Below are 26210 nucleotides of genomic sequence, written 5' to 3'. Positions count from 1 at the left end.
CTCCGCGCTGCGGCCAACGAAGGGACCATCATGGCCGCCATCAACCTCGGCGCAAAGAAGCGCGCGACGTTCCACGACCTCCGGGTTTCCGAGGTTCGCCCCCTCACCGAGAACAGCGTGGAGGTGACCTTCGAGGTGCCGCAGGAGCTCGCGGAAGACTACCGCTACCTCGCGGGGCAGCACCTCGCACTGCGCACCACCATCGACGGCGAGGATCTGCGCCGCTCGTACTCGATCTGCCGCCCGCCCGCCGACGGGAAGATCTCCGTCGCGGTGAAGCGCGACTTTGGCGGAGTCTTCTCCACCTGGGTGAATGATGAGCTGCGGGCGGGTGACACCCTCCAGGTAATGACGCCGCAGGGTGCGTTTACGTCGAACCTTGATGAGCTTGCCGGCCGACACGTTGTCGGCATTGCTGCGGGGTCGGGAATCACGCCCATCATCACGATGGCGCACCGCGTGCTCGCGCAGAGCGACACCTCGCGCTTCGACCTGCTCTTCACCAACCGCTCGACCGTCGACGTCATGTTTGTCGAGGAGCTCGCAGACTTGAAGGATCGCTACCCGCAACGATTCGCGCTGCACCATGTGCTGTCGCGCGAGCAGCGCTCGGCCCCCATCCTCTCGGGCCGCCTCGATGAGGAGCGCCTCCGCACGATTCTGCGCGAAGTGATTCCTGTGGGTCGCGCCGACGAGTGGGTGCTGTGCGGCCCGTTCGATCTGGTGCAGCTCTGCCGTGATCTGCTCGCCGAGCATGAGGTGCCGAGCTCGCATGTGCGCTTCGAACTCTTCACTACCGGCGAGCCGGGCGCCCAGGTGCCACGCGCGCGTCCGGTTGAGGTGCGGAGCGGTGAGAAGACCGTGGTGATCGACTTCACGCTCGATGGCACTTCGGCCTCCGTCGAGAGCCCGGTCGCGGCGAACGAGACCGTGCTGAACGCAGCGCTGCGTGTGCGCCCAGACGTGCCGTTCGCCTGCGCCGGCGGTGTGTGCGGGACATGCCGTGCACGCGTGATCGAGGGCTCGGTCTCCATGACCGAGAACTACGCGCTCGAGGCCGACGAAATAGAGCGCGGCTACGTGCTCACCTGTCAGTCTCATCCGCAGTCCGAACGCCTCGTCGTCGACTACGACGCCTAACCGCACGCCGAGCCCGGAAGGATTCCGATGACGAGCGAAACAGCTCCCCCTGAAGTCACCCTCGCGATCGCCGATGGCGTCGCGGAGATCACCCTGAGCGCACCCGAGCGTCTCAATGCGCTGAGCCCGGCGATGCTTGACGAGTTGTCGGCGGCGTACGCGCAGGCTGAGCAGGCGGGCGTTCGCGCGCTCGTGCTGCGAGGCGAGGGGCGCGCGTTCAGCGCGGGCCGCGACATCTCGGGGGTCGATCCGCGAAATGACGATGTGATCGGTTACCTGGAGGGCCGGGTGCAGCCACTCCTCCAGCGGATGAGCGAGTTCCCCGCTCCCACATTTGCGGTGGCGCACGGCGCCTGCCTCGGCGTGGGGCTCGGCCTGCTCATTGCGAGCGATGTCGTCTACGTCGCGGAGAGCGCCAAGATCGGCAGCCCGTTCGCAAACCTCGGCGCAACGCTCGACTCTGGCGGCCACGCACTGTTTGTTGAGCGGCTCGGCGCGCACCGCACGCTCGACCTGATCTTCACGGGTCGACTCATGAGCGGCGCTGAGGCGGTGGCGGCCGGACTCTTCTCGCAGTCGTTCCCCGACGATGAGGTGCTCGAGCGCACCCGCGCCGTCGCGGCGACCGCGGCGACGGGCGCCACCGAGGCGTTCCGCGCTTCGAAGCAGCTCGTGCGACAGCTGCGCGATGAGCGCGTCGGCCTCTGGGAGTCGATGTCTGCGGAGAACCGCGCGCAGGCGGCGCTCTGCGACACGGATGACTACCGCGAGGGCTTCGCCGCGTTCCAGGAGAAGCGCCGCCCCGTGTTCCACGGCGTGCCTGCATCGGGAAACGCAGCCGCATCAGGCAACGGGGTCGGCGCATGAGCGCGCCCGTGGGCACCGCGCTCCCCGGCGCGGAAAACTGGGTGGCCGCGAATGGTTCGGGCGAGCTGGCGGAGGCGATGGGGATCGAGTTCACGGAATTCACGGTCGAGCGGACCGTTGGACGCATGCCGGTGCGCGGCAACCGCCAGACGGTCGGCTTTCTCCACGGCGGCGCCTACGTGGTGCTTGGTGAGTCACTCGGCTCAATGGCGGCGAATCTGCACGCCGGCCCTGGCCGCCTCGCGGTGGGCATCGACATCAATGCGACGCACACGCGCTCGGCGACCGAGGGCTACGTGACCGGAGTGTGCACGCCCGTGCACCTCGGCCGCACGCTCGCCGTGCACGAGATTGTCGTGAGCGATGAGCAGGGTCGGCGCTGCTGCACGATTCGCATCACGAACCTCATCAAGGACGCGCCGGAGCCCCAGTCGGTGCGCCCCGCATAGCTGCGGCGAGCGCGGCTGTGATCTCGTCGGGTTGCACCAGACGAGCGGCGATGTGTCCATCGGGGCGCACGAGCAGCCCAACCGCGTCATCCATTGCGTGCCCCGCGAGTCCGGCGCGTTCGGCGAATTGCTCCGGCTGCGCGAGCGCGGTGAATCCGACCGCGGCGCGCTCAGCCGCTGTGGCCCAGGCGGCGCCGTTCGCACGTGAGTCCGCGAGCACCACCAGCCAGTCGCGCGCGACGAGGTCGAGCGTTGAAGCCCCGCGCGGCTCTCCGGTGATCCTCGCGTGCGGCAGGCGGCGGCCGACGGCGCCGGACGGCGCGTACGCCCCCGCGGCGATCGGCTCGGCAGCGCCGTAGTGGGTGCCCAACAGCAGCTCGTCGTCGATCCCATACTGTCCCGCGAAGTTGCCGCGCGAGATCGCGATGATCGTCTCGCCCACTGGGCGACGCTCGGCCGAGTACGCGTCGAGGAGCTCCTCGCCCGCTTCCCCCTGCAGCACTGCCGCGAGCTGCCACGCGAGCGTGTCGGCATCGCCGATGCCGACGTTCATTCCGTGACCACCGGTGGGCGGGGTCTGGTGCGCGGCGTCGCCCGCAAGAAACACGCGGCCCGCGCGGTACGTGTCGGCAATGCGCGCGTCCATGCGCCACACCATCGTGTCGCGCACCTCGACGGCAAGATCCGGGATCCCCGCGGCGTCGCGCACGAGCCGGACAAGCGCAGCGGGATCGTCCGCGAGCTGTGTGCCGTCGTTCCCCTCGGGGAGCGGGTATTGGTAGACCCAGTTGGTGCGGTTGTCGACCGCGAGAAAGCCACCCTTGCCGCCGGTGAGGAAGTAGGAGGCCGCTGCCCGATCACGCACCACCTCGGTGAGGTCAGCGACGACGCGAATCGACAGGAACCTCGCGAGGCCGCGCTCTCCCTGAAGTGGGATTCCCGCGGCCCGCCGCACCGTGCTCCCTGCGCCATCGCAGCCGATGAGTGCTCGCGCGCGCAGCGTACGCTGCCCATCGCCGGTCTCGACGACGGCGCTCACGCCCACCTGGTCCTGCGACAGATCGGTGACTCGCTGCCCGAATCGCACGTCGGCTCCCGCATCACGCGCAGCCGCAAGGAGAACCGGCTCGAGTGCATCCTGCGAGCAGAGCACACCGGGCGCCGGGGTCGCGTCGCTCCCGTGCGTGGCCGGCGGATCGGAACGGCTGAACTGCGGGTCGACAAGCGTGTCTCCACGGAAGAAACGGATTTCATCGCGTGGCAGGGCTGCCTGGCGGATTGCCGGCTCAAGCCCGACTGAACGGTAGGTCTCCATCGAGCGAGCCGAGATGCCTCGGGCTTTCGGGTGAGTGGAGAGCGCGGTGTGCGCCTCGACGACGGTCACGGTGACGCCGTGCGCGCGAAGCAGCACGGCAAGGGTGAGACCGATCGGGCCGCCGCCGACGATCAGGACGTCGCTGTGCAGGTCGTCGTTACGGTGTACCTCGCTGTGCAGTGTGCCGCCCGTGGGCCGCTCGGGTGAGGGCTTCGTCATCACACCCTCCTTTCGTAACGCTTAAACTTTGTTATAGCGTTACACTAGGGGCATGCCAGCTCCCCGCGCAACCCCCGCACCCGACGACCGGCCACTCGGCCTCCGCTTCATCACGGCTGTGGTGAACGAGCCGTGGGCCGAGCTCGACGCAGCCGCGGCGCAGACTCGCTGGGCGGCGCTGAGTGCTGCCCACGGCGATGCGGCACTTGGCGCACGCGCCGCCCACGCGGAGCGCCTTGCCGAGGCCACGGCAGAGCTGCGCGCAATCTATGCGGAGCACGATCCGGCGCGGGTGGCCGCAAGCCTCAACGCCGCCCTCCGCGCGCACGGTGCGCCCACCGAACTCACCCAGCTCCCGGACGGACGCTGGGCGACTCGGCCCGCGATCCCAATCGAGTCAAGCGCAGCTGATTTCGTCCGATCCCTCGCTGCGGCCTCGCTCGCCCAGTGGTTCGCCGAGCGCGGGCGCGGCGCCTGGGGCCTGTGCGCGGCCCCGGGCTGCGAGCGCGCCTTCATCGACGAGGGTCGGCGCGCACCCCAGCGCTTCTGCTCCCCGAGCTGCGCCACGCGCACGCGCGTCGCCGCGCACCGCGCCGAACGACGGTCACCGGGCGGCGCGCACACGCACTAGCCGCGCGGCTGCTCGCGATCGTCGTCATTGTTCAGCCGCAGCCACTCAGCCCAGCTGGTCGGCGCACCGAGCTCGGCGGGATCAGCGGCACCCGGCACACGCTGCCCGGCGGCACGCGCGCGCAGGCCGGCGAGCACGAAATCGAGGTGGCGGAGGTGCAGCTCGTTCGCGCGCTCCCGCGGCACGGCGTACACCGGCCGCAAGTGCGTGATGGTGAGCATCACATCGGCGGGGCCAAAGTCGGCGGGGATCACTCCGCGATCCCGATCAATCCGCACGAGCTCCGAAAGCGCGGCGTGGAGCCGATCCGAGAGCCGATCAATCTCCGGCGTCGTGCCCACGTGCTGCCCGAAGGTGGGCATGCGCGAGCCGGGCGCCTCAATGACCTGACGACGCAGGAAGACACCCACCACCGAGGGGCGGGCGGACACGTCCGGTGATGCGGCGGCCGGGTCGGCACCGCCGAGCTGAGCGCTCGCCTCCGCGAGAGCGCAGATTTCCTCGAGCGAGAGCACCCGGATCGCGTTGACGAGCTCCACCTTGCTGGGGTAGCGGCGATAGATGCTCGCCACGCCCGCGCCCGCTCGCGCGGCGATCTCCGACATGGGCGCCCCCCACCCCCACTCACTGAAGACCTCGCGGGCGGCGCGGAGGATCGACTCGTCGTTGGACCGAGCCTCGCGGGCGCGACCGCGGAGCGGGCCAGCCTCCGCAGGATCAGACTCAGGAAGATTCACCCTTCCCACGGTACCCGGACTTCGCTTACACTTCTATCGGAACGAACCATTCCGTTCCGAATAGATTTGACCTCACACAGATTCGAGCCGCATGACCTCCCCCGCATCTCAGCCGAGCACCGCACCAGTCCCCCTGCCCACGACCCAGGCAGCGCGCCCCGCCGCACACTCCGGTCGCCTCGTGTTCGCGCTCGCGATCGCGGTGCTCACCTTCTCGATGATGCAAACCCTGCTCGTCCCCGCGCTCCCGACCTTCATCCGTGTGTTCGCGCTCGAGCCCTCGGTGGCCGGATGGATCCTCACGAGCTACCTCCTGTGCGGCGCGGTCGCCGCCCCGATCCTCGGCTCACTCGGCGACCGTCATGGGCACCGCAAGATCCTGCTTGTCTCCTTCTCACTCTTCGTCGCGGGCGCTGTTCTTGCCGCCACCGCGGGTTCCCTCCCCGTCCTGCTCGTCGGCCGCGTGCTGCAGGGCGCCAGCATGGCCGCCTTCCCGCTCGCGCTTGCCATCGTGCGGCGGCACACCGACGGCAGCACGCAACGGAGCGCGATCGGCCTCCTGAGCGGCACGATGGGACTCGGCGCCGGCGCCGCACTCGTGGTCGGCGGCGTGATCGTCGAAGGCCTGTCCTGGCAGTGGCTGTTCCTCACGGGCGCGCTCATGGGACTCCTCTCGATCGCGCTCCTCGTCGCGTGGGTGCCCGCATCGCAGCGCGGGGTCGCCACCCCCACCGACTGGCCGGGCACCATCCTGCTCACCATCGCGCTCCTCTCGCTCTTGCTGGGCATCTCGCAGGGCAGCGCTTGGGGGTGGGGATCCGCTGCGGTGATCGGGCTTTTCGTCCTCGCGCTCGCCGCGTTCACCGCGCTCGCGTTTGTCGAGCAGCGCACCGCAGCGCCCCTCATCGATGTGCGCACGCTCGTGCGGCCCGCACTCGCCGTGACGAACGGGCTCACGCTCTTCCTCGGCTTTGTTCCGTACCTCTTCTACGTGGGACTGCCGATGCTGCTGCAGGCTCCCACCGGGGCCGGCGTGGGGCAGGGCTTCTCGGTCACGCAGACCGGAATCGCCCTCCTGCCGGGCGCCATTCTTGTGTTCCTCGGCGGCAGGCTTGCGCCGTTGCTCATCTCTCGCGCGGGATCCCGACTCACCGCCCTCATCGCACTCGCGGTGATGGGGCTCGGTAGCGCAGGGGTCGCGCTCGCCCCCGGCAGCCTCGCCGTGATCGTCGTGTTCTTCTCGCTCATTGGCCTCGGCAACGGCATCGGCTTTGCGGTGGTCGCCGATCTCGTTGCGAGCCTCGCGCCGCGCGACGAGATTGCGGCGGCCCTCGGCGTGAACGGCGTGCTGCGCACGGTCGGTTCCGCACTCGGCACCCCAGTGTCGACCGCGGTGCTCGCGGGAGTCGCGGGCGGCGGGGCGGCAGCAGCCGAGCCGTTCACCACCCTGTTCGCCATCGCCGCTGCGGTCAGCATTGTCGGGGCCGTGTTCTCGCTCACGCTGCGGCAGCCCCGATCCTGATCCGATTCTGGCTGGGGCAGAACTGAACTCTGCTGCGCTGTCACTGGTACACTGGGCGCATGGATTTGATCGAAGTGGACGGCAACTAGCCACCGCACCGCCGGTGGCACTCGCGCGCTCTTGCGCCGAGATCGTGCCCAGCTCTCCGAGTGCGTCCACCCTGACGGGTGTTGACCGCAGGCCGGGCCGCCGCCTTCCCCACACCGCAGCACCGCTCCATTTGGCGTGCGTGCGCGGCCGCGCGATCTGAGGCCCGACGGAGCCTTCCTCGCGCGTCGCCGCACGCCCGGGCACTTCGAAAGGCGACAGCCATGTCAACATCACCCGCAATCTCTCTGCACGAACTCTCGTTCGCGTGGCCCGACGGCACCGCGGCACTCGAGCGCGTGTCAGGCACATTCACCCCCGGCCGCACCGGCCTCGTCGGCAGGAACGGTGCGGGGAAGTCCACTCTGCTCCGACTCATCGCGGGCGAACTCACCCCCTCGTCCGGCCACATCGTCACGAGCGGCGAGGTCGGCTACCTGCGACAGACGCTCACGCTTCGCGCAGACGCGCCCCTCGCCGAGTTGCTCGGCATCCACGAGACCCTCGCGGCTCTGCGCGCCATCGAGGCGGGCGACGTCGCGCACGAGCACTTCGACGCGGTCGGCGACGATTGGGATATCGAGTCGCGCGCCGGGGAGGCACTCCAACAACTCGGATTCGCGCCGGAAGACATCGATCGACGCGTCGGCGAGGTGTCGGGTGGCGAGGCGACGCTCATCGCCATCATGGGGTTGCGGATTCGGCGCACGCCCATCACGCTGCTCGACGAGCCAACGAATAACCTCGACCGTGCCACTCGGGCCAGGCTCGGCGAGCTCGTCGATGCGTGGCCGGGCACGCTGCTCATCGTGAGCCACGACCGCGAGCTGCTCGAGCGGATGGATCACACGGCCGAGCTCTTCTCCGGACGCCTTGAGACCTTCGGCGGCCCGTACAGCGCGTGGGAGGCGCATCAGGAACAGCAGCAGGCCGCCGCCGCGCAGGCTGCGCGCAGCGCACAGCAGACCCTGAAGGTAGAGAAGCGGCAGCGCGTCGAGGCGGAGACCAAGCTCGCACGCCGCGAGCGCACCGCGAAGAAAACCCAGGCGAGCGGCGGGATCCCGAAGATTCTCGCCGGGAATCGCGCCAGCAAAGCACAGGCATCCGCCGGCGCGATGCGGGGCACGCTCGACGACAAGGTGCAGGCCGCGCAAGCCGCGGTCGACGCCGCCGATGCGCGCGTGCGCGTGGATGAGCGGATCAGTCTCGTGCTGCCCGATCCCGAGGTGCCGCGCGGGCGTCGCCTCGTCGAGTTCAGCACGGGCTCGCGCACCATCCTCGTGCAGGGGCCGGAGCGTGTGGCGCTCGTCGGAGCGAATGGCTCTGGCAAGTCGACGCTGCTCGCGCAACTGATGAGTGGATCGGCACCAACGGCGGGGCGCCCCTCGGGCACGCTGCTGACCGAGCGAGTGGGGTTTCTCGCTCAGCGTCTCGACGGCCTCGACGAACAGGCCAGCGCGATCGCGAACGTGCAGGCGGTGGCCCCTGCGACGCCAACCGGTACGATCCAGAATCAGCTCGCACGCTTGCTCCTGCGTGGTGACTCCGCGCATCGCCCCGTGGGGACACTGTCGGGCGGTGAGCGGTTCCGTGTCGCGCTTGCGCGGCTGCTGCTCGCGGACCCGCCCGCGCAGCTACTGGTACTCGATGAGCCCACCAACAACCTGGATCTCGCGAGCGTTGAGCAGCTCGCTCAGGCACTCGACGCGTACCGTGGCGCACTCCTCGTCGTGAGCCACGACTTCGCGTTCCTCGAACGACTCGGCATCGACACGATACTCGAGCTCGACACGGCGACAGGCCTGCGCGAACTGCGCACCTTCGAAGAAGCAGTGGCCTAACCTGGCTTGGCGCGGCACTGGGGCTTCGTCTCCGGAGCCGCGCCGAGTCGTAGGACGAGAATGCCAATGCTCAGAGCGAGCACCGCACACACGAGAAACGCGCCCGCAAGCGGGCCCGACTCGGGCACCGCCGCCACACTGCCGCAGACCGCCACCCCCAACGCGAGCCCCAGCTGCCGGGCCGCATTCGCGCCGCTCGTTGCCGCCGCGGAAACTTCCGCGGGCGCGGCCGCAAGCGCGAGGGCGGGCAACGCGGGCGAGATGACGCCCGCCGCTGCGCCAGAGAGCACGAGGAACGGCACGAGCGTGATCCACCCCACACCAGTGAGCAACAAGAGGCCCGTGGCCGCAGCGAACGCGATCGCCAGCATGGGCCACCCGAGTGCCCCGCGCACCCCCGCGCCGCGCAGGCGAGCGCTGAGCAGCGCAGAGGCCAACACAAACGCGATGAGCTGCGCGAGCAGGATCGTGGCGGTTGCGGCCGACCCGAGCCCTTCCCCCAGCTGCAACCAGTTTGAGATGGCAGGGAGCTGCCCGAACGCGGCGAAGTAGTACCCGAACGCGGCAAGCAGCGCGGCAAGGTATGCCGGGGTGCGCAGGAGACTGAGCGGCAGCACCGGGGCCACCGCTCGCCGCTCGGCCCACACAAATCCGACTGCGCTGCAGCCGGCCACCAACGCCGCGGCGAGCACCCCGAGACCCGGCCCGCTGGGTGATCCCGTCTCGGTGATTGCATACGCGAGCGCAGTGATGCCCAGCGTCGCGCAACCGAGACCTGCCCAGTCCACTGGCGGCCGTACGCCACTGGCGGGTGGCCGCCCCGGCAGCGCGCGAAGACGCAACGCCGCGGCGAGCGCGATCAGACAGAACGGGAGCGCCGCGAAGAACAGCCATCGCCAGCCCACAAATTCGGCGAGCACCCCACCCGCGATCGTCCCGATAGCCGAGGCTGCGCCCGCAACCGCGCCCCACACCGCGAAAGCCACAGCACGGGTGCGCGGCTCGGCGTATGCCCGGCCGATGAGCGCGGGGATGCAGGCAAACATTACGGCCCCGGCGACTCCCTGCACGGCGCGCCCCGCGATGAGCCAGCCCACGCTCGGCGCGAAGCCCGCAAGCGCGGTGGCAACCGTGAATGCCGCAACCCCCACGAGGTATACCCGGGCGATGCCCAACGTGTCACCGATCGATCCCGCCCCGAGGAGGAATCCGGCCAGTGCGACGGTGTACACGTTCACCACCCACTGCTGTGCGCTGTGCCCTGCGCCGAGGTCCGCCGCAATGCTGGGCAGGGCAACCGTGACAATCGAGGTGTAGACGAGCAGCAGGAACGTTCCCAGGCAGCAAGCGACCAGAGGCCACCAGCTCACTCGTGGGAGGGGACGCGACTGGGAGGAACCTGATTCATGCACCGCACCAGCATGTTGTAATGGCATTATGCGCGTAAACCCTTACATGCGCGAGCTGCTGGGGATCGGCATCTCGCTGCTCAACGAGCCGCCCGCGTCGAGCGCAGAGATCGCGGCACGATGGCTGGAGTGGGGCATGCCGCTCGATACCCCACCTCAGCCTGCGGATCTCCCACGAACGCTGGAGTTTCTCGCCGGCTGGCGCGACCTCGTTGACGCCGCATCAGAGCTGCACCGCGTGGAGGCGATGAACGCCCTCCTCACCGATTTCGCAAGCGCGCCGAGCGTCACGAACCACGACGGTTCTGGGTGGCACCTCCACTACCGCGCAGACACCGCGGGGCTCGGCGAGACCCTCGCCGCCGCGGTGAGCGTCGCCGCTGCCGAGCACCTCACACAGAACGGGATGCACCGGCTCGGCCGCTGCGCCCTGCCCGAGTGCGCTCGCGCATTCGCTGACGTGAGCCGCCCGGGGCGACAGCGCTACTGCTCGCAGCCCTGCGCCGGGCGCGACGCCGTGCGCCGCCACCGGAGGCGAGCCGCTGCCGCAAAGTAGCCGCGTAAGCGCTGAATGAACGCTGAGAAGCGCGGGATCGTGCCCTAGCGTTATTCCATGGAGTTCGACTTATCCCTCTCCCCTGACCTCGTCGCTGTGTTTCTTGCGCTCTTCCTGCTGGAGGTGGTGCTCGGTGTCGACAATGTGATCTTCATCTCGATCCTCGCGGGCAAACTGCCGGAACACCAGCAGGCCAAGGCCCGCAAGCTCGGCCTCAGCCTCGCCATGCTCATGCGCGTGGTGCTGATCTTCTTCGCCGGCTGGATCATCACGCTCACCGATGACTTCATTCAGATCGGCGAGCTGGGCTTCTCAATGAAGGACCTGATCCTCATCGCGGGTGGTGTCTTCCTGCTGTACAAGGCGATACAGGAGATTCACCACAAGTTCGAGGGACATGACGAGGAACAGCCGAAGGCCGGCGCCGTCGCTACCACCTTTGGTGCGGTGATCGCCCAGATCCTGGCGCTCGACCTGGTGTTCTCGCTCGACTCGGTGATCACCGCGGTGGGCATGACCTCAAACATGATCGTGATCATCGCGGCCGTGCTGCTCTCCTTCGGCATTATGCTCTTCGCGTCGGGCACCATCTTCGCGTTCGTGAACCGCCACCCCACCGTGAAGATGCTGGCGCTGTCGTTCCTGCTCCTCATCGCGGTGTTCCTGATCGCCGAGGGCTTCGGTGTGAAGATCGACAAGGCCCTCATCTACGGCCCCATGGCGTTTGCGGTGCTCGTGGAAACGCTCAACCTCGTGGCCCAGGGCCGCGCGGCAAAACGTCGGGAACGCACCGCGCTCACCGAAGCCACCGCCGACCCCGCTGCCAGCCACGCCGCCGAATCGGAGACTCAGAGCCCCAGTTGAGCGAGGCGCTCCTCGTAGCGCAACTGCGTATCCTCAGCGTCGCCGGGCTCGGCGTCATCCCAGATCGCTGCGAGCTCGCGCTGCACGTCCTCCGAGAGGGCGTCGTAGCGCGAGCTCCAGTCAGCCACCGGATTCCAGTACCCCACCACCTTGTACCGGGCGGCGGGCAGCCCGAGCTCGCGGCGCAGGAACTTCCGCACGTCGCGCAGTGCAGCGGTCTCGCCCGCCACCCAGACGTACCCTTCCTCGAACGATCCCTTCTCGTGCAACGACCGGCGCACAATCTCGCCGAGCGCGCTCGGGCCGTGTCCGTTGCCGCCCTCGATCCACGTCACTTCGATGCCAGCACCCGCGGCAACCCCGTAGACGGCAAGATCGACGAGAGCCGCACCCGCGGGCGCTTCGAGCACCAGCCGCGTGCGGATCCCGGTGCTGCGTGCGGCGATACGGGCCGCAGCGGGCAGCCCGGTGAGGTCCGCCGCGAGCAGCTGCCAGCGCGTGCCGCTCGGCGGCTCGTAGAGCCCAGTGGGGGCATTCAAGCCGAGCACGTAGCCGGGCTGAGCGGTGCGCGCCCACGGACCCGCGATCCCGGCCTCGTGCACCACGAAGTCGATGTCAATCTCGCCCGCCGCCGGTCGCACGGCACTGATCGTGTACGTGCGCATCGGTGCCTCCGGGGCGCCCGGCGGGGTGCTCCACCAGTCGCCGTCGGGAACCGGCAGCGACACATCGTGCGGGTCATCGCCGTGCGGAAAGAACACGCGCACGTACTCGTCGGGCACCCCGGTGCTGACGAAGTCGGCAACGCCCGGCCCACCCAGCGTGACGCGCACCAGCTCGGGGCTGAGGGATTCGGTGGCGGTGACTACCCCACGGAAGATGGTCATGGATTCTCACTTTCGGGATCGGAAGGATCGGGATCGGAAAGATCAGTGTCAAAAGCGTCGGTGGCGGGCGAGCCACTCTCACCGAGCTGCGCGGACCACAGTTCGCGATACGGGCCGGCCGCCGCGCGCAACTCAGCGTGTGTGCCGTGCTGCACCAAACGACCGTCGGCAAACACACCGATCTGCTCTGCGGTCGCCGTGGGTTGCAACTGGTGCGCGATGTACACGGCGGTGCGCTCTTGGCGGAGCAACGCAATGGCTCGGTCGACCGCGGGCCGCTGCTGCAGACCCACCTCAGCGGTCGGCTCGTCGAGAATGACAATCTCAGGGTCAGCGAGCAGCGCACGCGCAACGGCAATTTGCTGAATACGCCCCTCGTCCCAGCGTTCCGGCTGCTGTGACTCAAGCGCCCACTCGGCACCCACCGCCGCGAGCGCGGCGTGGATCTCCTCGTCGGCCGCCTCGGGCGCCGCAAGCCTGAGGTTCTCGGCGACGGTGCCCCGGAACTGATGGAGCTCCTGTGAGATCGTGTACGGCTGCGCGCTGGTGTCAAGCGTGCCAGAATCTGGTGCGTACTGGCCCGCGATGAGGCGCGCCACCGTGCTCTTGCCTGAGCCGGACGCGCCGACAAAGGCCGCCGTCGTTCCCGCGGGGATCGTGAGCGTCACGTGTTGCACCCCACGGCCGGTGCGGGGATAGCGGAATGACACATCGTTGAGGGCGACCGCGATGTGGCCTTCGGCCAGGCCAGATCGCGTCACCTCGCGCTGCGGCGCAGGCACGGCGGGCGGGGCGGCTTCGATGACTCCCACGAGTCGCGCCAGACCGATCGTGGCACGCTGAATGTCGTCAAGCCCAAAGATGAGCTGCCCGATGGGGCCGAACAGTCGGTGGAACACGAGCGCCGCAGTGGTCACCATGCCCACGGTCACCGCGCCGACGCCGCTCAGCGCGAACCCCGTGCCGAGCAGGGCAACCATGCCGATCGCCTCGCCCCCGTTGATGGTGAAGAACAGTCGGTTGCGCAGCCGCGCGCCCACGATCTGCGTGCGGATCGACGCTCGGGCCCGCACCGCAACGCGGTCGAGCGCGTGCGTTTCCTCGCCGAGCGCGGTGAGCGTCTCCCGACCCTCGACGGCTTCGAGCACAGCCTGGCTGCGAGCGGCTTCGCGCTCGCGCACCTCACGGAACACAACGCGCGAGTGCTTCAGAAACACGCGCGTTCCCCACACATAGCAGGGCACGCAGGCGAGCCCTGCGAGGGCGAGGCGCAGGTCGAGCGCCGCGAGCGAGGCAAGCGACACCGCGATCGCAAACAGTGCGGAGAGCAGTGTCGGCATGACATCGCCGCCGGCCTCCGCGACCGCCTCAACGTCGCCAGTGACGCGAGACAGGAGGTCAGCGCTCTCGCCATCGTCAATCGTCGCAACCGGCAACCGCATCGCGGATGCGAACACCTCCTCGCGGAGGCTCGCGAGCGTCTGCTGCACGAGCCCCACGAGCACCCGGCTCCCCCACATCCCCATGAGCGCGGCACCAATGGCGCCCGCGGCAGCTCCGAACGCCCAGCCGCCGATCACCGCGGGCCCGGCGTCGCGCACCACGGCGTCGACGATGCGCCCGAGGCAGAGCGGCAGCACGAGCCCGAGCACGCTCGCGAGGAGGAGCAGCACTGCCGCTGCGATCGTCCGGCCGCGGTGCACGCTCAGCAGTCGAACAATCACGGCGCGAACTTCGCGCCCGCTCGCAATCGGCAGGGTGGGAGTCGGCTTGCTCACTGGGCACCCCATTCCACCACGCGATCGCAGGCCGCAAGCAGCGTGGGCGAAGAGGAGATAAGCACCATCGTCTCGGGTCGCACCGCGAGACCAGCTGCAATCTCGGCCTCCGTCACCGCGTCAACCGCGGAGGTCGGCTCATCGAGCACAAGTACCTCCGCGTTCGCGTGGAGGCCACGTGCGATGCCAATCCGTTGCCGCTGTCCGCCGGATACGCGCCGGCCCGCCTCGCCCAGCGGGGTCTCCCAGCCACCGAGCTCGGCGACCACATCGGTGAGCGCCGCGGCTGCGACCGCCGCGGCCTGCGGCGCATCGCCCGCGACGGGTGCCGCCGGGCCCAGCACCGCGGTGCGGAGGCTCTCGCTCGCCACCGCCTGCCGGTGCGGCAGCGAGACGACGCGGCGACGGTATTCAGCGAGCTCGAGATCACGCGCATCACGGTGCGCGCCGGCCTGAGCCGCGTCTGCGAGGGTGAGTACGCCGCGGTCGAGCGGGGCGCGCAGCCCGAGCGCGCGGGACGCGGCGCGCGCCGCAGCCGTGTCGGTGGGCCGTACCCCCAACTTCTCGCCGCGCCGCAGTTCCACCCGCTCGGCGCCGCGGCCCGGCAGAAATGTGAGCACGACGTCTGCGTGATGCTGCACAGCGTCCCCCTGCTCCGCGGGTGGCAGCAGGTCCGGGGTGTTGATCAGGGTGGCGAGTCGCCTCGCCGAAGCCAGCTTGTGCGCCCAATTCGCGGGGAATGTCCCCGCGTGCGCGAGCGAGCCGCTCACAAACTGGGCGAGGCCGAGCACCGTGACGAGCTCGCCGATGCTGATGCTGCCCGCGCTCGCAAACCACGCAGACATGCCCGCGAGCCCCGCTGTGGTGAGTGCTGCGAGCGTGGCGCTCACCGCTTCAGCGCCCGCGAGCGCCCGACCAGCGGAGGTCGCGGCCCCGCGCGAGCGCGTGCTCGCCGCGGTGTAGCGGCGCACGGCCTCGCCGCGCGCCCCCATGCCCACGAGCACGCGGAATCCAGTCATGAAGTCGGCGGCGACCGCCCCAGCCTCCGTTGCGGCCGCCTGCTCGGCATGGCCGCGCTGCTCGAGCGGACGCGAGACGAGGCGCATGACGAGCATCATCACCGCGGTGGCGAGAAACACCACGAGAGTCGCGGCCGGTGAGATGACCAGCATGGCGCACGCGGACGCGATGATCGCGGCAACGGTGGCGCTCTGCTGCGCCACCGACCAGGCGACGCCGGCCACCCGGTAGGTGTCTGAAGTGACGTAGCCCAACGCCTCGCCGGCACTCAGCGTGCGCGCTGGCAGCGCGGGGCGGAGCAACCGCGAGAGCGCCAGATGCCGCAGCGCCTGCTCGCCTGTGCCGTAGACAGTCACCATGAGACGCGAGGCCCCCTGGTAGCTCAGCGTGAGGACGAGAAATACCGTGAGGAGCACACCGAGCCAGGTGACCAGCGCCCCAGCGTCCGCGCTCAGTACCGCGCGGTCCACCACCACGCCAATCAGCACGGGGATCGCGGTCTCCGCGAGCGCGTGGAGCACGAGCAGCGCGGTCGCAAGCGTGAGCGCGAGGCCACGCCCCTCCCCCGCGAGCGCGACACGAAAGAGCTTTCCTGGGGTGACGGTCACTTCCCGCTCCGGCCGAGCGGCAGCACGAGCGGAGCTCCCGACACCGGGTCTTCAATCACTCGGCAGGGCAGCTCGTACACGCGCTCGACAAGCTCCGCGGTGATGACCTCGCGGGGCGGGCCCTGCGCCACAATCGCACCATCACGCATCGCCACGAGGTGGGTGGCGTAGCGCGCGGCGTGGTTCAAGTCGTGCAGCACTGCCACCACCGTGGTGCCACCACGGTGCAGCTCAGCGAACAGCTCAAGAAGTTCGATCTGGTGCGCGATATCGAGGTACGTGGTGGGCTCATCAAGCAGCAGGTGGCCCGTCTGCTGCGCGAGCGCCATCGCCACCCAGACACGCTGCCGCTGCCCACCCGAGAGCTCGTCAACGAGGCGGTGCGAGAGCTCGGTCGTGGCGGTGGCGGCGAGCGCTTCGGCCACCGCCTCCTCGTCGGCGCGACTCCAGGTGCGCAGGGCACTCTGATGCGGGAAGCGGCCGCGGCCCACGAGGTCGGCGACGGTGATCCCGTCGGGGGCAATGGCCGACTGGGGCAGCAGGCCCAGCTTGCGTGCCACCTCCTTCGGCGGCCGCGAGTGCAGCTCAGCACCGTCGAGCATCACCGATCCCGTGCTGGGTCGCAGCAGTCGGGAGAAGCCGCGCAGCAGGGTCGACTTGCCGCACGCGTTCGGGCCGATGATCACGGTGAACGAGCGGTCGGGGATGCCCAGGGTGAGATCCCGAACAATCGGGGTGTCCCCGTAGCCGAGCGTGATCTCTTCTGCGCGCAGTGCGGCGGTCATGGAAAGTCCTTTCAACGTGAAGATCGGTACTGCACGGCGAGCAGCCACGCGAGGTAGAGGCCGCCCAGCGACACCGTGACAACGCCGACGGGAACCTGCATAAGCTGCGCGATCGCGTCGGATACGACGACGAGCACGACGCCCGTGAGCATGAGCGGCACGGTGCCCATGGGGCTGTTTGCTCGCAGCAGGCGCTGGCAGATTTGCGGTGCGGCGAGCGCAATGAACGAAATTGGCCCGGCCGCGGCGGTGACGAGTGCCATGAGCGCAACGCCCGCGCACATCGCCCAGAAGCGCAGCCGGCCGGGGCGGATGCCGAGCGCCGAGGCGGAGTCATCACCGAGCTCGAGCAGGGGCAGCGTGCGCGCGAGCGGCAGCGACGCGCACACCACCACTACGAACACGAGCGCGGCGGGCAACAGCTGGTCGAAGCCGAGCGACGCGAGTGATCCCGCGCCCCAGGTCGCCACCATCATGGCCTGTTCGACACTCACAGAGATGAGGATCCATGAGCTCAGCGACCCGAGGCCTGCCGAGACGCCGATGCCAACGATGATGAGCCGGAACGAGCTGGTGGTGCGCTTGGCCGCGAGCGCGTAGACGAGCAGCGCGGTGAGAAGGCCGCCCACGAGCGCACCCGCAGCCTTGGTCATGTAGGTGTTGAGGCCCAGCACGAGGAGCGTGATCGTCACGCCGAACTGCGCGCCCACGCCGAAACCGATGATGTCGGGCGAGCCGAGCGGGTTGCGGGTGAGCGACTGGAAGATCCCGCCGGACAGCGCGAGCGCGGCGCCGCAGAGGATCGCGAAGAGGAGTCGTGGCAGCCGCCACTCGAACACCACCTGGCGCGCGTCCGGGTCGGCCGCGGGGTCGACGAGCGCGCGGAGCACCGTGGCGAAGTCGAGCGAGTACGAGCCGATCGTCATGGAGGCGAGCCCCGCGACGAGCACGACGGCCAGGAGCGCCACGCTGACCCACAGCGTGCGCACCGGCACGCGCCCGGACGCACGTGGTGCATCGATCCAAATCTCGCGTCGCCCGCTGTCGATCTCCGAGTGCAGCAGGGTCACAGCGAGATCACCCGCCTGCGGCGCACGAGCGCGATCAGCACGGGTGCGCCGATGACGCCCGTTACGATGCCCACTCGCAGCTCACCGTTCGGCAGCGCGACGCGACCGAGGATGTCGGCGAGCAGCAGGAAGATGGGACCGACGATCACGGAGTACGCGAGCACCCAGCGCTGATCGGGTCCGGTGAACCAGCGCACCGCGTGCGGCACCATGATGCCCACGAACCCGATGGGGCCCGCGGCAGCAACGCTGGTTCCCGCGAGAAGCGTCACCGCGAGCACGACCAGCACGCGCGTCACCGCGATGCGTGTGCCGAGGGCTCCGGCGAGCTCATCGCCGAGCGCGAGCGCGTTCAGCGAGCGCGCGCAGGCGAAACCGAGCAGCAGCCCCACGAGGATGAGCGGGCCCGCCCAGACAACCTGGTCGAGGGTACGACCACCCACCGCTCCCACGCCCCAGAATCGCATCACCTGCAGCGTGCTGTGGTTCTGCAGCACGATCGCGGTGGTGAGCCCGGTGCACGCGGCCCCGAGCGCCACACCCGCGAGCGTGAGCTTGCCCGGGCTGCCGCCGGAGGGTCCGAGCGAGCCGAGCAGCGTGACGAGCAGGGTGAGCGCGAGCGCCCCAAACAGCGCGAAGGGCACGTAGGCGCCGGGCGCGGTGAGCCCCAGCACCCCAACCGCGAAGGTCACGGCGAGCGAGGCACCGGCGTTCACTCCCAAGATGCCGGGGTCGGCGAGCGGGTTGCGCGTGAACGCCTGGATGAGCGCGCCGCACACCGCGAGCGCGGCCCCCACGAGCACGGCGAACACCGTGCGTGGGAACCGCAGCTCCATCACCGTGAGGTGGAGCGGATCCTCCTCATCGAAGGCGGTGAGCGCGTCGATCACCGTTGCCGGCTCGATCGCTTTGGCCCCCACCGCCAGCGAGGCGATCACCGCGGCGGCCAGAATGACCGCCGCGATGATGAGCCCCGTTGTTCGAGCGATCACTTCCCGTTGATGGTGGGCTTGCCCTGCAGCGCGTTCGCGAGATCCTCGACGTACTGCGGCAGGATGTACTGCAGCGAGAGCACCGTGGGGGCGCTGATCGCGGAGGCGTCGGCCTGGTCGGTGTAGATCACGTACGACTTCTTGGCGATGGGGTTCCACTGCGAGACGACCTTGTTGGCGACGGTGTACTCGCCCTCGGCTACGCTGCCACCCCACGCACCAAACAGATCGGCCTCGACGTCACCGAGCTGCTCGAGACTCACGCCCGTGTACCAGTTGTCGCCCTCGGCGGTGCCCAGGAACGTGTCCATTGCGGAGGTGGAGGTGAAGCCGAGCTCCTCGGTGATGCGCACCCGCGGATCGTAGTTGAGGTACACACCAAGATCGGTGCCGCCCTCGTTGAGGGTCAGGCCCCACACAAAGGTCTTGTCCTCGAACTCGGGGTGCTCTCCGGCGAGCGAGGTGACGAGCTCCTCGGTGTCGGCGATGAGCTCCTCGGCGCGATCCTCCTCAGACATCGCGGTGCCGAGTGTGCGGGTCATGTCCTGCCAGGTGCTCGGATCCCAGGCCCGGGTGATGTAGGGAAGCGTGGGCGCGATGCCGCTGAGTCGTTCGTACTCCACATCGGTGATTCCGGAGTAGAGGCTGACAATCAGATCGGGATCGAGGGCCTTGATCGCCTCAAAGTTGGGCCCCTCTTCGGTAAAGGGGATGATCTCGGGCGTCTCCCCGTACTCCTCCATGACGTAGTCCTCGAACCAGGGCTGGAAGCCGTCTTCGTCGGCGCCCCATACCTCTTCGATGCCCACGGGGTTCGTGCCGAGCGCCGCAACGATGTCGGGGCTCATCCAGCCGAGCGCCACGATTCGCTTCGGCTTCGCCGGGATCGTGGTGCTGCCGTGCGCGTGTTCGATCACCACGGCGTCGCCGGAGGCGGCCGGTGCGCTCTCGGCTGCACCCGAGGTGCTCGGCGAGCACCCCGTGAGAGCGAGCGCGGCTGCGGCGAGCAGCGCGGTGAGGCCCGAGGCGCGGCGGATCTGGGGGCGCGCAAACGCGTGCGGCATGGTTCTCCTTGTGGCAAAGCGAATGAGTGGATGCCACGCCCTGCGGCGTGCGTCGCGGCGTGACATCAGACGTAGGGAAGGCTCACCTAACTCCTCAAGGCTACGGGTGCCGCGAAGTCCCGTGTGTTGCCGAGCGGACGACTTCTATCCCGAAACCGACAGCCCCGCTCACTACCGCCAGTAGTTCCGTTGCGCAGAGTCGGCGCGCGCCCGCGCAACGTATTGGCGCGGAGTCACCCCAAAGCGCCCCTTAAACGCTGCGGAGAACGCGCTCGTCGAGTCGTAGCCACACTGCTGCCCCGCGAGCCCCACCGGGTCGCCCGCGACGATGCGCCGCGCTGCCGCCGTCATGCGCACACCCGTGCGCCACTGCCCAAAGCTCATGCCAATATCACTCGTGAACACGCGAAGCACAGTGCGCTCGTGGAGCCCGTGCTGCGCGAACAGCTCGCGCGCGGTACGCCGATCCCCGGGCTCGGCAAGCACCGCCTCAACGAGGCCGCGCACCCGCTCGTCGGCGGGGACGGGTACCTCCCCCACCTCCTCTGCCACGTGCTCGGCAGGGAGCTGAAGCATGTCGATAAGCGCCTGCTGAATGCGGATACGCAGATCGGGATCCATGTCGTTCGACGCAAGGTGCAGCAGCATCTCCTGCACCGCGCGCGGCACGGCAACCCGACTCACTTCGGTGATCGGCTCGCCAAGCGCATTGTCCGGCACGTACGTGTAGCACCCGGTGGCGTCGCGCTCGTGCCGGGCGGTGTGCGGTGTGTGCGGCGGGATCCAAATCCCCTGGCCCGGGCCAAGCTGCCACATCGCGCCCTCGAGGTACACCCACACCGTGCCCCGGTAGCACCAGGCGAGCATCGCCTCGGGGTGCGTGTGCGGTGGCGAGATGGGGCGCTCGGGGTCCACATCACTCCCGCGCACCACGCCGGTGCCCATGAGATACGGATCGCTGATCGCCGGCGGGTGCGCCCCGCTGAGTGCCCAATCGGGCTGGCGATACGCATTCATCAGATGTTGATCGTATCAGCGCTCAGCTGTGACACCTGAGCGCTGCCCGCACCTCAGGGCGGGCCATTCAAAAACTACCGGAGGCCACGCAGAAAGCGCTGCGCCATACGCAGCAGCTCAGCATCGTCGGCACGCCACCCCTCGGTAAGGATGCGGAACACCAGCGGACCCACCAGGCCGGCGGCGAGCGCCCCCGGGTCAGATTCGATAGGGATCGCCCCCTCCGCTTGCACCCGCTGGATCACTGCACGGGCCGCATCACCTAGCACATCCGTGCCGCGGAGCAGTTCGGCCACCTTCTGATCATGCTGCGCTTCTCCCAGCAGGGCACGGTACGCAAGCCCCGCATCCGACACCGTGAGGAACGCCGCGAGCGCCCGCAGAAACGCCGCCACTTCAGTCTCGGCATCGACCCCGGGTTCAACCGTGAGCTCTCGGGCCGCGTCTGCGGCACTCGCCTCGAGCAGAATTTCAGCCTTCGAGGACCACCAGCGGTACACCGTTTGGCGCCCCACACCGGCGCGCTCGGCAATGCCCTTCATGGTCATCGCGGCATAGCCGTCCGCAACAAGCATGTCGTCAACGGCACGAAGGACGGCGAGCCGAGCATCTTCGCTGCGTGGTCGCCCCAGTGGGCGCGGGTGGTCTGCCATGGCCCGAGCGTACCACTTTCGAGACTTGCTGCATCGGAACTGTCGCGGATACGCTTACGAGACACAGTGACCCGAAAAGATTGGACCACCATGCGCCCCGTTCTCCGCGACGTCGTCGTGACCGCACGCGAGCACCTCACCGAGCACATGCTCCGCCTCCACCTGAGCGGCGATGACCTCACCCCCACCGTCCACGATGCCCCGGGGGCGTGGGTGAAGCTCTTCGCCCCACAGCCCGACGGCAGCGAACATGGCCGCGCGTACACGGTGCGCGGCCATGACCCGTTCCGCGACGAGATCACCGTCGACGTATTCCTCCACCCGGGCGGCACGATGCCGCGCTGGGCGAGCGAGTGCCGCGTGGGCTCACCCGCACGCATCGCTGGACCGCGCGGCGGGGGCGCCGACGGTCGTCACGCGGACGCCCTCGCACTCTTCGCCGACGAGACCGCCCTGCCCGCCCTCGCGGCGATCCTCGAGCGCGAAAACCACGTTCGCCACGGGCGCCCAGTGCGGGCGGTCATCGAGGTGGGCGACGAGCGAGACCGGCAGGAGCTCGCCGCGCCCAAGCACGCGGAGATCGTATGGCTCATACGCGAGAGCGGCGAGGCCCCGGGCACTCGACTCGCAGCCGCCACGCACATGCTCGACATCCATCCCGGCAGCGCAGCGTGGTTTGCCGCAGAGGCAAGCGCCGCGAGGGAGGCGCGCCGCGCCCTCCGCGAACGAGAGCTCGCGAGCCTGCACGTGCAGGGCTACTGGCGCGCCGGCGTTGGTGACTACCGGGACTGACTCGCGCGCGCAATCTCCGCCACGGTTGTCACCGCCATCCCAGCGAACACCGAGCTTTCGAGCACGTCGCCCAGACGAAGCATCTCCCCCACGTCGTCCACCAACTCCGCGAGCACCCCCACCGACTCAAGACCCGCCATGCGAGCAAGATCAACAGCCGCCTCGGTATGGCCACCGCGCCCGTGAGTACCAAGCGGATGCGCACGAAGTGGCAATATGTGCCCCGGGCGGATCAGGTCACCGGGACCGGCAACAGGGTCGGCGAGCATGCGCACGGTGCACGCTCGGTCGCTCGCCGAGATGCCGGTCGTCGCGACAGTCCGCGCATCAACAGTCACTGTATACGCGGTGCCGCGCGGGTCCTCATTTCGCTCCACCATGGCCGGCAGCCCGAGGGCGTCCGCACGCTCCGCGGCCATTGGCGCGCAGAGCAGCCCGGAGGTGTAGCGCACCATCCACCCGATCGTCGCCGGGGTCGCCAGCTCGGCGGCCACGATCGCATCCACCTCGTTCTCCCGGGCATCATCATCTGCAACCAACACCACGTCGCCCGCCGCAAACCGAGCCAGCACCTCCGAAATTGGCGAGAGCTCGACACCCCCGCTCGTCTCACCCGCGGCCACCCCTTGCTTCGCCGTACCCATCTCACTCCTCTCGCAATATCGAGACACCATGCCTCGATGGGCAACAGTATCAGGACAGAGTGACCCGTAATGTGTTACGTTCATTTCGAGACACAATGTATCGATAGTCAGGAAGCAGATGTCCTTTACCCCATCCCCCGCCGCACGCGGTCGAGCGGCGCGCGCTATTGCGGCGGCCACGTTCGCGTTCACGGTCACCATGCTCGGCACCACGGTGCCCACCCCGCTGTACACGCTGTACGCTGCCGAGCTGAACTTCTCACCGCTCACCGTGACCGTGCTCTTCGCGGTCTACGCCGTCGGCGTTGTCACCGCGCTGCTCCTCTTCGGAAAGCTCTCCGACCAGATCGGCAGGCGACCCGTGCTCCTCGCCGCCGTGACACTCGCGTTCGCGAGCGCTGTGCTTTTCCTCCTGCCACCGTCGATACCGCTGCTCCTGGCGGCACGCGTCGTCTCCGGCTTGGGCGCAGGCCTCATGAGCGGCGCCGGCACCGCGGCGGTGCTCGATCTCTTCCCGCCCGACCGCCGTGGCGCTGCGGGGTCGCTCGCGGTGATCGCAAACACGGGCGGCCTCGCTATTGGCACGCTCGGCGCTGGCCTCATCGCCGAGTTCGCAAGCGAGCCGCTCTTCACCCCGTTCGCAGTGCATCTCACGCTCTGCGCGCTCGCATTCGTTGGGCTGTTCGCGTGGACGCCCAGCCACGTGATCACGCACCGCCCCAGCTTTCGCCCGCAGCGCCTTCGTGTGCCGCGAGAAGTCCGCGGCGATTTTATCCGTGCGGTGCTCGCCGCGGGAAGCGGCTTTGCGGTCACCGGGGTACTCACCGCGGTGTCTGCACTCTTCCTCTCACGCGAACTGGGCGTCGAGAACCACGCGCTTGCTGGCCTCGTCGTGTTTCTCACATTCGCGGGCATGGCTGCGGGGCAGCTGATCGCGGGTTGCATGCGCCCACGCCGCGCGCTGCCGATCGGCTGCAGCGGGCTCGTCGTCGCGGCAGGTCTCCTCGCGCTCGCGCTCACCGGAACGAACGCCATTCCGCTCCTCATCGCTGCTGCCGTTCTCGGCGCCTCGGGCGGGATCTGCATGAACGCCGGACTCGCCACGACCGTCGGCAGCGTGGCCCCGGAGCACCGTGGCGAAGTGTCGTCCTCGTTCTTCGCAGGGCTGTACACGATGCTCGCGCTGCCCGCGATCGGCGTTGGGCTCCTCACCAACGCAATCGGCCTCCGCCCGGCGGGCATCATCTTCGCGGCGGCAGTCGCCGTGCTTTCGGCCGGGGTTGGCGTGACCGCGGTTCGCCGCTAGATCCAGCCCTGCTGCCAGGCGTGCTCCGCGGCATCGTGTCGGTTCGTTGCCCCAAGCTTCGTGATCGCCGCGGAAAGGTAGTTGCGCACGGTTCCCGACGAGAGGAAGAGCTGCTCCGCGATCTCCTGCACACTCGCCGAGCCCCGGCTGCCCCGAGTGGCGCGGAGCACGTCGAGTTCCCGTTCCGTGAGGGGGCAGCGCTCCGCGGTCAGCGCCGCAGCAGCGATCTCCGGGTCGATGTAGCGCTTGCCTGCCGCGACGTCACGGATCACATCAGCGAGCTCGCCCGCCGGCGTCGACTTCGGCACGAAGCCCGCGACCTGTGCGGCGAGCGCGCGACGGAGCACGCCAGGACGAGCATGCCGCGTGACGATGATCACACGAGTCGCGGGCAGCGCCGCGAGAATACGCTCGGCCGCCTCGATGCCGTCGGCACGCGGCATCTCGAGATCGAGCAGGCAGATGCGCGGTCGCAGCTCGAGCGCGAGTGCAACGGCCTGCTCCCCGTCATCGGCGCCCGCGACCACCTCGATGTCAGGCTCCAGGCCGAGCAGGGCCTCGAGCGCGCCCCGAATGAGGTGCTCGTCGTCAGCAATCAGCAGGCGGATCGGCTGAGCATCTTCACCGTTCTCTATTGCGCTCATCGCGAGCCTCCCTTCGGCACCCAGGCCGTCAATTCAAACCGGGCGGTGGGGATGCCGGGCCCGGCCTCGCCCGCGACCGCGTGCTCGGTGACGCCCGCGGTGAGCGTGCCACCCACCGCTGCAAGCCGCTCGCGCAGCCCGGCAAGGCCCGAGCTCGCGGCGCCGCGCGGAACCGTCTCGTCGTCGACGGCCACGCCGTTGTTCACCACGATGAGGAGATACCCACCGCGAGCCTGCGTGAGCGTCAGCTCGGCCTCGGTTGCGCTCGCGTGACGAAGGATGTTCGTCGTCGCCTCGCGCACCGCGAACGCGAGCACCCGCTGCAGCTCACGATCCGCTGGCATCCCGGTCACAGTCAAACGGCATTCCGCGCCGGCGAGCGTCAGCACATCGCTCGCGTTCTCCAGTTCCTCGGTGAGACCCACCTCACGGAGCCCCGCGACGAGCGCTCGCGTCTCTTCCATCGCTTCCTTCGCGATCAGGCGGATCTCCCCCACCTGCGCGACTGCCTGAGCAGGAGCGACCTCGAGCGTGCGCTCGGCAAGCTCGGCCTTCAGCGCGATGACCTGCAGGTGGTGCCCCTGAATGTCGTGCAGATCGGAGGCGAAGCGGAGCCGCTCCTGCGTCACGGCGAGGTCTGCGCCGAGGTGCCGTGCCTCGTCCAGCTGTCGCACCACCTGCCAGATCCACAGGCTGGTCAGCAGCATGAAGGGCAGGAGGAGCGCGTAGAACGCCACCATCCAGTGGAGCGGCCCGGCGCCGAGCAGAATGGACCCCGGCGCACGCACCTGGTGCCACAGAATGGGTATCAGCGTGAGCATCAGGAATCCGAGCAGCACGACCCAGCGGGTAGGCCGGCGGAGCCAGCAGGCGAAGGTCGAACCCGAGAACCAGAGCTGCGCCGCCGCGAACACCGCGATGCTCGGATCGGCGAACGCGAGCAGCCACGATGCCCCGGCCGAGGCGAAGAGCAAGATCGTCCACACGCGCGGCGGATGGCCCGCCGTCGCCGCATCACGGAGCAGCCAGGTGACGCGCAGGCGCACCGCCGCAGCGACAACGGTGAGCGCGAGGAACGCCAGAAGCATGGGGCTGCGGTCTACCGAGAGCCGCGTGAGCGCATCCCCAACGATGCACAGGTCCATCACGAGGAAGAGGAACACGATCGAGCCGAGCGTGTAATTCCAGGTGGCGGTGACGCCGGCGCCCGGGGCGGGAGTGGTGGTGGGTTCAGACACGCTCCCAGCCTAGGCGGCCCGGCCCTGCCGCCACCGCCGTCACCGCCGTCACCACAGGCTGTGACAGATGTCATG

At 69.1% G+C, this 26210-nt stretch carries 25 protein-coding genes; 10 read left to right on the top strand and 15 right to left on the bottom strand.

What is annotated here, in order from left to right; all coding sequences use genetic code 11:
• Nucleotides 1-30: 30 nt before the first annotated feature.
• The 3 genes from paaE to D3226_RS06405 are packed head-to-tail and all read left to right on the top strand — an operon-like array spanning nt 31 to nt 2456.
• Nucleotides 31-1140 carry a 1,2-phenylacetyl-CoA epoxidase subunit PaaE gene (paaE, locus tag D3226_RS06415; RefSeq protein ID WP_202381617.1) on the top strand — a complete coding sequence of 370 codons (1110 nt, stop codon included), beginning with the start codon at nt 31-33 and terminating at the stop codon, nt 1138-1140.
• Nucleotides 1141-1167: 27 nt separating this feature from the next.
• Nucleotides 1168-2007 (top strand): enoyl-CoA hydratase/isomerase family protein, encoded by an 840-nt coding sequence (locus D3226_RS06410; RefSeq protein ID WP_202381616.1) that lies wholly within the window; start codon nt 1168-1170, stop codon nt 2005-2007.
• Nucleotides 2004-2456 carry a hotdog fold thioesterase gene (locus tag D3226_RS06405; protein ID WP_202381615.1) on the top strand — a complete coding sequence of 151 codons (453 nt, stop codon included), beginning with the start codon at nt 2004-2006 and terminating at the stop codon, nt 2454-2456. Before D3226_RS06410 ends, D3226_RS06405 begins: the two co-directional genes overlap by 4 nt.
• Here D3226_RS06405 and D3226_RS06400 read toward each other — a convergent pair.
• Complete coding sequence (locus D3226_RS06400; protein ID WP_202381614.1) at nt 2416-3990, bottom strand: FAD-dependent monooxygenase; 1575 nt, start codon at nt 3988-3990, stop codon at nt 2416-2418. The two genes, D3226_RS06405 and D3226_RS06400, sit on opposite strands and share 41 nt — an antisense overlap.
• 52 nt (nt 3991-4042) lie before the next feature.
• Between D3226_RS06400 and D3226_RS06395 the strand changes: the two genes are divergently transcribed.
• Complete coding sequence (locus D3226_RS06395) at nt 4043-4621, top strand: CGNR zinc finger domain-containing protein (protein WP_202381613.1); 579 nt, start codon at nt 4043-4045, stop codon at nt 4619-4621.
• On the opposite strand, the gene D3226_RS06390 is transcribed toward D3226_RS06395, so the two are convergent.
• The gene (locus D3226_RS06390) at nt 4618-5358 is read right to left on the bottom strand and encodes a TetR family transcriptional regulator (RefSeq protein WP_202381612.1); all 741 of its coding nucleotides are present in this window, start codon (nt 5356-5358) and stop codon (nt 4618-4620) included. The two genes, D3226_RS06395 and D3226_RS06390, sit on opposite strands and share 4 nt — an antisense overlap.
• Before the next feature lie 91 nt (nt 5359-5449).
• Here D3226_RS06390 and D3226_RS06385 point away from each other — a divergent pair, with 91 nt between their 5' ends.
• Both D3226_RS06385 and D3226_RS06380 read left to right on the top strand, forming a co-directional pair.
• Nucleotides 5450-6880: an MFS transporter gene (locus D3226_RS06385; protein WP_202381611.1), complete on the top strand. Its 1431-nt coding sequence runs from the start codon at nt 5450-5452 to the stop codon at nt 6878-6880.
• A 311-nt stretch (nt 6881-7191) separates the two neighbouring features.
• Nucleotides 7192-8808: an ABC-F family ATP-binding cassette domain-containing protein gene (locus tag D3226_RS06380; protein WP_202381610.1), complete on the top strand. Its 1617-nt coding sequence runs from the start codon at nt 7192-7194 to the stop codon at nt 8806-8808.
• Here the strand turns inward: D3226_RS06380 and D3226_RS06375 are convergent.
• Nucleotides 8805-10178: an MFS transporter gene (locus D3226_RS06375; protein ID WP_202381609.1), complete on the bottom strand. Its 1374-nt coding sequence runs from the start codon at nt 10176-10178 to the stop codon at nt 8805-8807. The two genes, D3226_RS06380 and D3226_RS06375, sit on opposite strands and share 4 nt — an antisense overlap.
• Nucleotides 10179-10245: 67 nt before the next feature.
• Between D3226_RS06375 and D3226_RS06370 the strand changes: the two genes are divergently transcribed.
• Complete coding sequence (locus tag D3226_RS06370; RefSeq protein WP_202381608.1) at nt 10246-10773, top strand: CGNR zinc finger domain-containing protein; 528 nt, start codon at nt 10246-10248, stop codon at nt 10771-10773.
• 57 nt (nt 10774-10830) lie between these two features.
• Entirely contained in the window at nt 10831-11637 is an 807-nt protein-coding gene (locus tag D3226_RS06365; RefSeq protein WP_202381607.1) for a TerC family protein, read from the top strand.
• Here the strand turns inward: D3226_RS06365 and D3226_RS06360 are convergent.
• From D3226_RS06360 to D3226_RS06320, 9 genes are all read right to left on the bottom strand, one after another.
• Nucleotides 11622-12524 (bottom strand): siderophore-interacting protein, encoded by a 903-nt coding sequence (locus D3226_RS06360; protein WP_202381606.1) that lies wholly within the window; start codon nt 12522-12524, stop codon nt 11622-11624. The two genes, D3226_RS06365 and D3226_RS06360, sit on opposite strands and share 16 nt — an antisense overlap.
• On the bottom strand, nt 12521-14302 hold the full coding sequence (locus tag D3226_RS06355) for an ABC transporter transmembrane domain-containing protein (protein ID WP_202381605.1): 1782 nt from the start codon (nt 14300-14302) through the stop codon (nt 12521-12523). Before D3226_RS06355 ends, D3226_RS06360 begins: the two co-directional genes overlap by 4 nt.
• The gene (locus D3226_RS15035) at nt 14299-15930 is read right to left on the bottom strand and encodes an ABC transporter transmembrane domain-containing protein (protein WP_202381604.1); all 1632 of its coding nucleotides are present in this window, start codon (nt 15928-15930) and stop codon (nt 14299-14301) included. The genes D3226_RS06355 and D3226_RS15035 overlap by 4 nt, the downstream gene beginning before the upstream one ends.
• Nucleotides 15927-16715, bottom strand: coding sequence for an ABC transporter ATP-binding protein (locus tag D3226_RS06345; RefSeq protein WP_202381603.1), 789 nt, complete (start codon nt 16713-16715; stop codon nt 15927-15929). The genes D3226_RS15035 and D3226_RS06345 overlap by 4 nt, the downstream gene beginning before the upstream one ends.
• An 11-nt stretch (nt 16716-16726) precedes the next feature.
• Complete coding sequence (locus D3226_RS06340) at nt 16727-17785, bottom strand: iron chelate uptake ABC transporter family permease subunit (RefSeq protein WP_202381602.1); 1059 nt, start codon at nt 17783-17785, stop codon at nt 16727-16729.
• Nucleotides 17782-18777, bottom strand: coding sequence for an iron chelate uptake ABC transporter family permease subunit (locus D3226_RS06335; protein ID WP_202381601.1), 996 nt, complete (start codon nt 18775-18777; stop codon nt 17782-17784). The genes D3226_RS06340 and D3226_RS06335 overlap by 4 nt, the downstream gene beginning before the upstream one ends.
• The gene (locus D3226_RS06330; RefSeq protein WP_202381600.1) at nt 18774-19841 is read right to left on the bottom strand and encodes an ABC transporter substrate-binding protein; all 1068 of its coding nucleotides are present in this window, start codon (nt 19839-19841) and stop codon (nt 18774-18776) included. The genes D3226_RS06335 and D3226_RS06330 overlap by 4 nt, the downstream gene beginning before the upstream one ends.
• A 171-nt stretch (nt 19842-20012) precedes the next feature.
• Nucleotides 20013-20858 (bottom strand): helix-turn-helix domain-containing protein, encoded by an 846-nt coding sequence (locus tag D3226_RS06325; protein ID WP_202381599.1) that lies wholly within the window; start codon nt 20856-20858, stop codon nt 20013-20015.
• 74 nt (nt 20859-20932) lie between these two features.
• Nucleotides 20933-21511, bottom strand: a complete 579-nt coding sequence (locus D3226_RS06320) for a TetR/AcrR family transcriptional regulator (protein ID WP_202381598.1) — start codon at nt 21509-21511, stop codon at nt 20933-20935.
• 66 nt (nt 21512-21577) lie between these two features.
• On the opposite strand from D3226_RS06320, the gene D3226_RS06315 reads away from it, so the two are divergent.
• Nucleotides 21578-22303: an SIP domain-containing protein gene (locus D3226_RS06315; RefSeq protein ID WP_202381597.1), complete on the top strand. Its 726-nt coding sequence runs from the start codon at nt 21578-21580 to the stop codon at nt 22301-22303.
• Here the strand turns inward: D3226_RS06315 and ribB are convergent.
• The gene (ribB, locus tag D3226_RS06310; RefSeq protein ID WP_202381596.1) at nt 22291-22947 is read right to left on the bottom strand and encodes a 3,4-dihydroxy-2-butanone-4-phosphate synthase; all 657 of its coding nucleotides are present in this window, start codon (nt 22945-22947) and stop codon (nt 22291-22293) included. The genes D3226_RS06315 and ribB overlap by 13 nt on opposite strands.
• 118 nt (nt 22948-23065) lie before the next feature.
• Between ribB and D3226_RS06305 the strand changes: the two genes are divergently transcribed.
• Nucleotides 23066-24253 (top strand): MFS transporter, encoded by a 1188-nt coding sequence (locus tag D3226_RS06305; protein ID WP_202381595.1) that lies wholly within the window; start codon nt 23066-23068, stop codon nt 24251-24253.
• Here D3226_RS06305 and D3226_RS06300 read toward each other — a convergent pair.
• Nucleotides 24250-24897: a response regulator transcription factor gene (locus D3226_RS06300; protein ID WP_202381594.1), complete on the bottom strand. Its 648-nt coding sequence runs from the start codon at nt 24895-24897 to the stop codon at nt 24250-24252. The two genes, D3226_RS06305 and D3226_RS06300, sit on opposite strands and share 4 nt — an antisense overlap.
• On the bottom strand, nt 24894-26135 hold the full coding sequence (locus D3226_RS15030; RefSeq protein ID WP_202381593.1) for a histidine kinase: 1242 nt from the start codon (nt 26133-26135) through the stop codon (nt 24894-24896). The genes D3226_RS06300 and D3226_RS15030 overlap by 4 nt, the downstream gene beginning before the upstream one ends.
• Nucleotides 26136-26210: the final 75 nt, after the last annotated feature.

Source organism: Leucobacter chromiireducens subsp. chromiireducens, assembly GCF_016758255.1.
GTDB lineage: Bacteria > Actinomycetota > Actinomycetes > Actinomycetales > Microbacteriaceae > Leucobacter > Leucobacter chromiireducens.
Note: the sequence above shows the minus strand (reverse complement) of the source record. Positions and strands in the feature narration are given on the sequence as shown.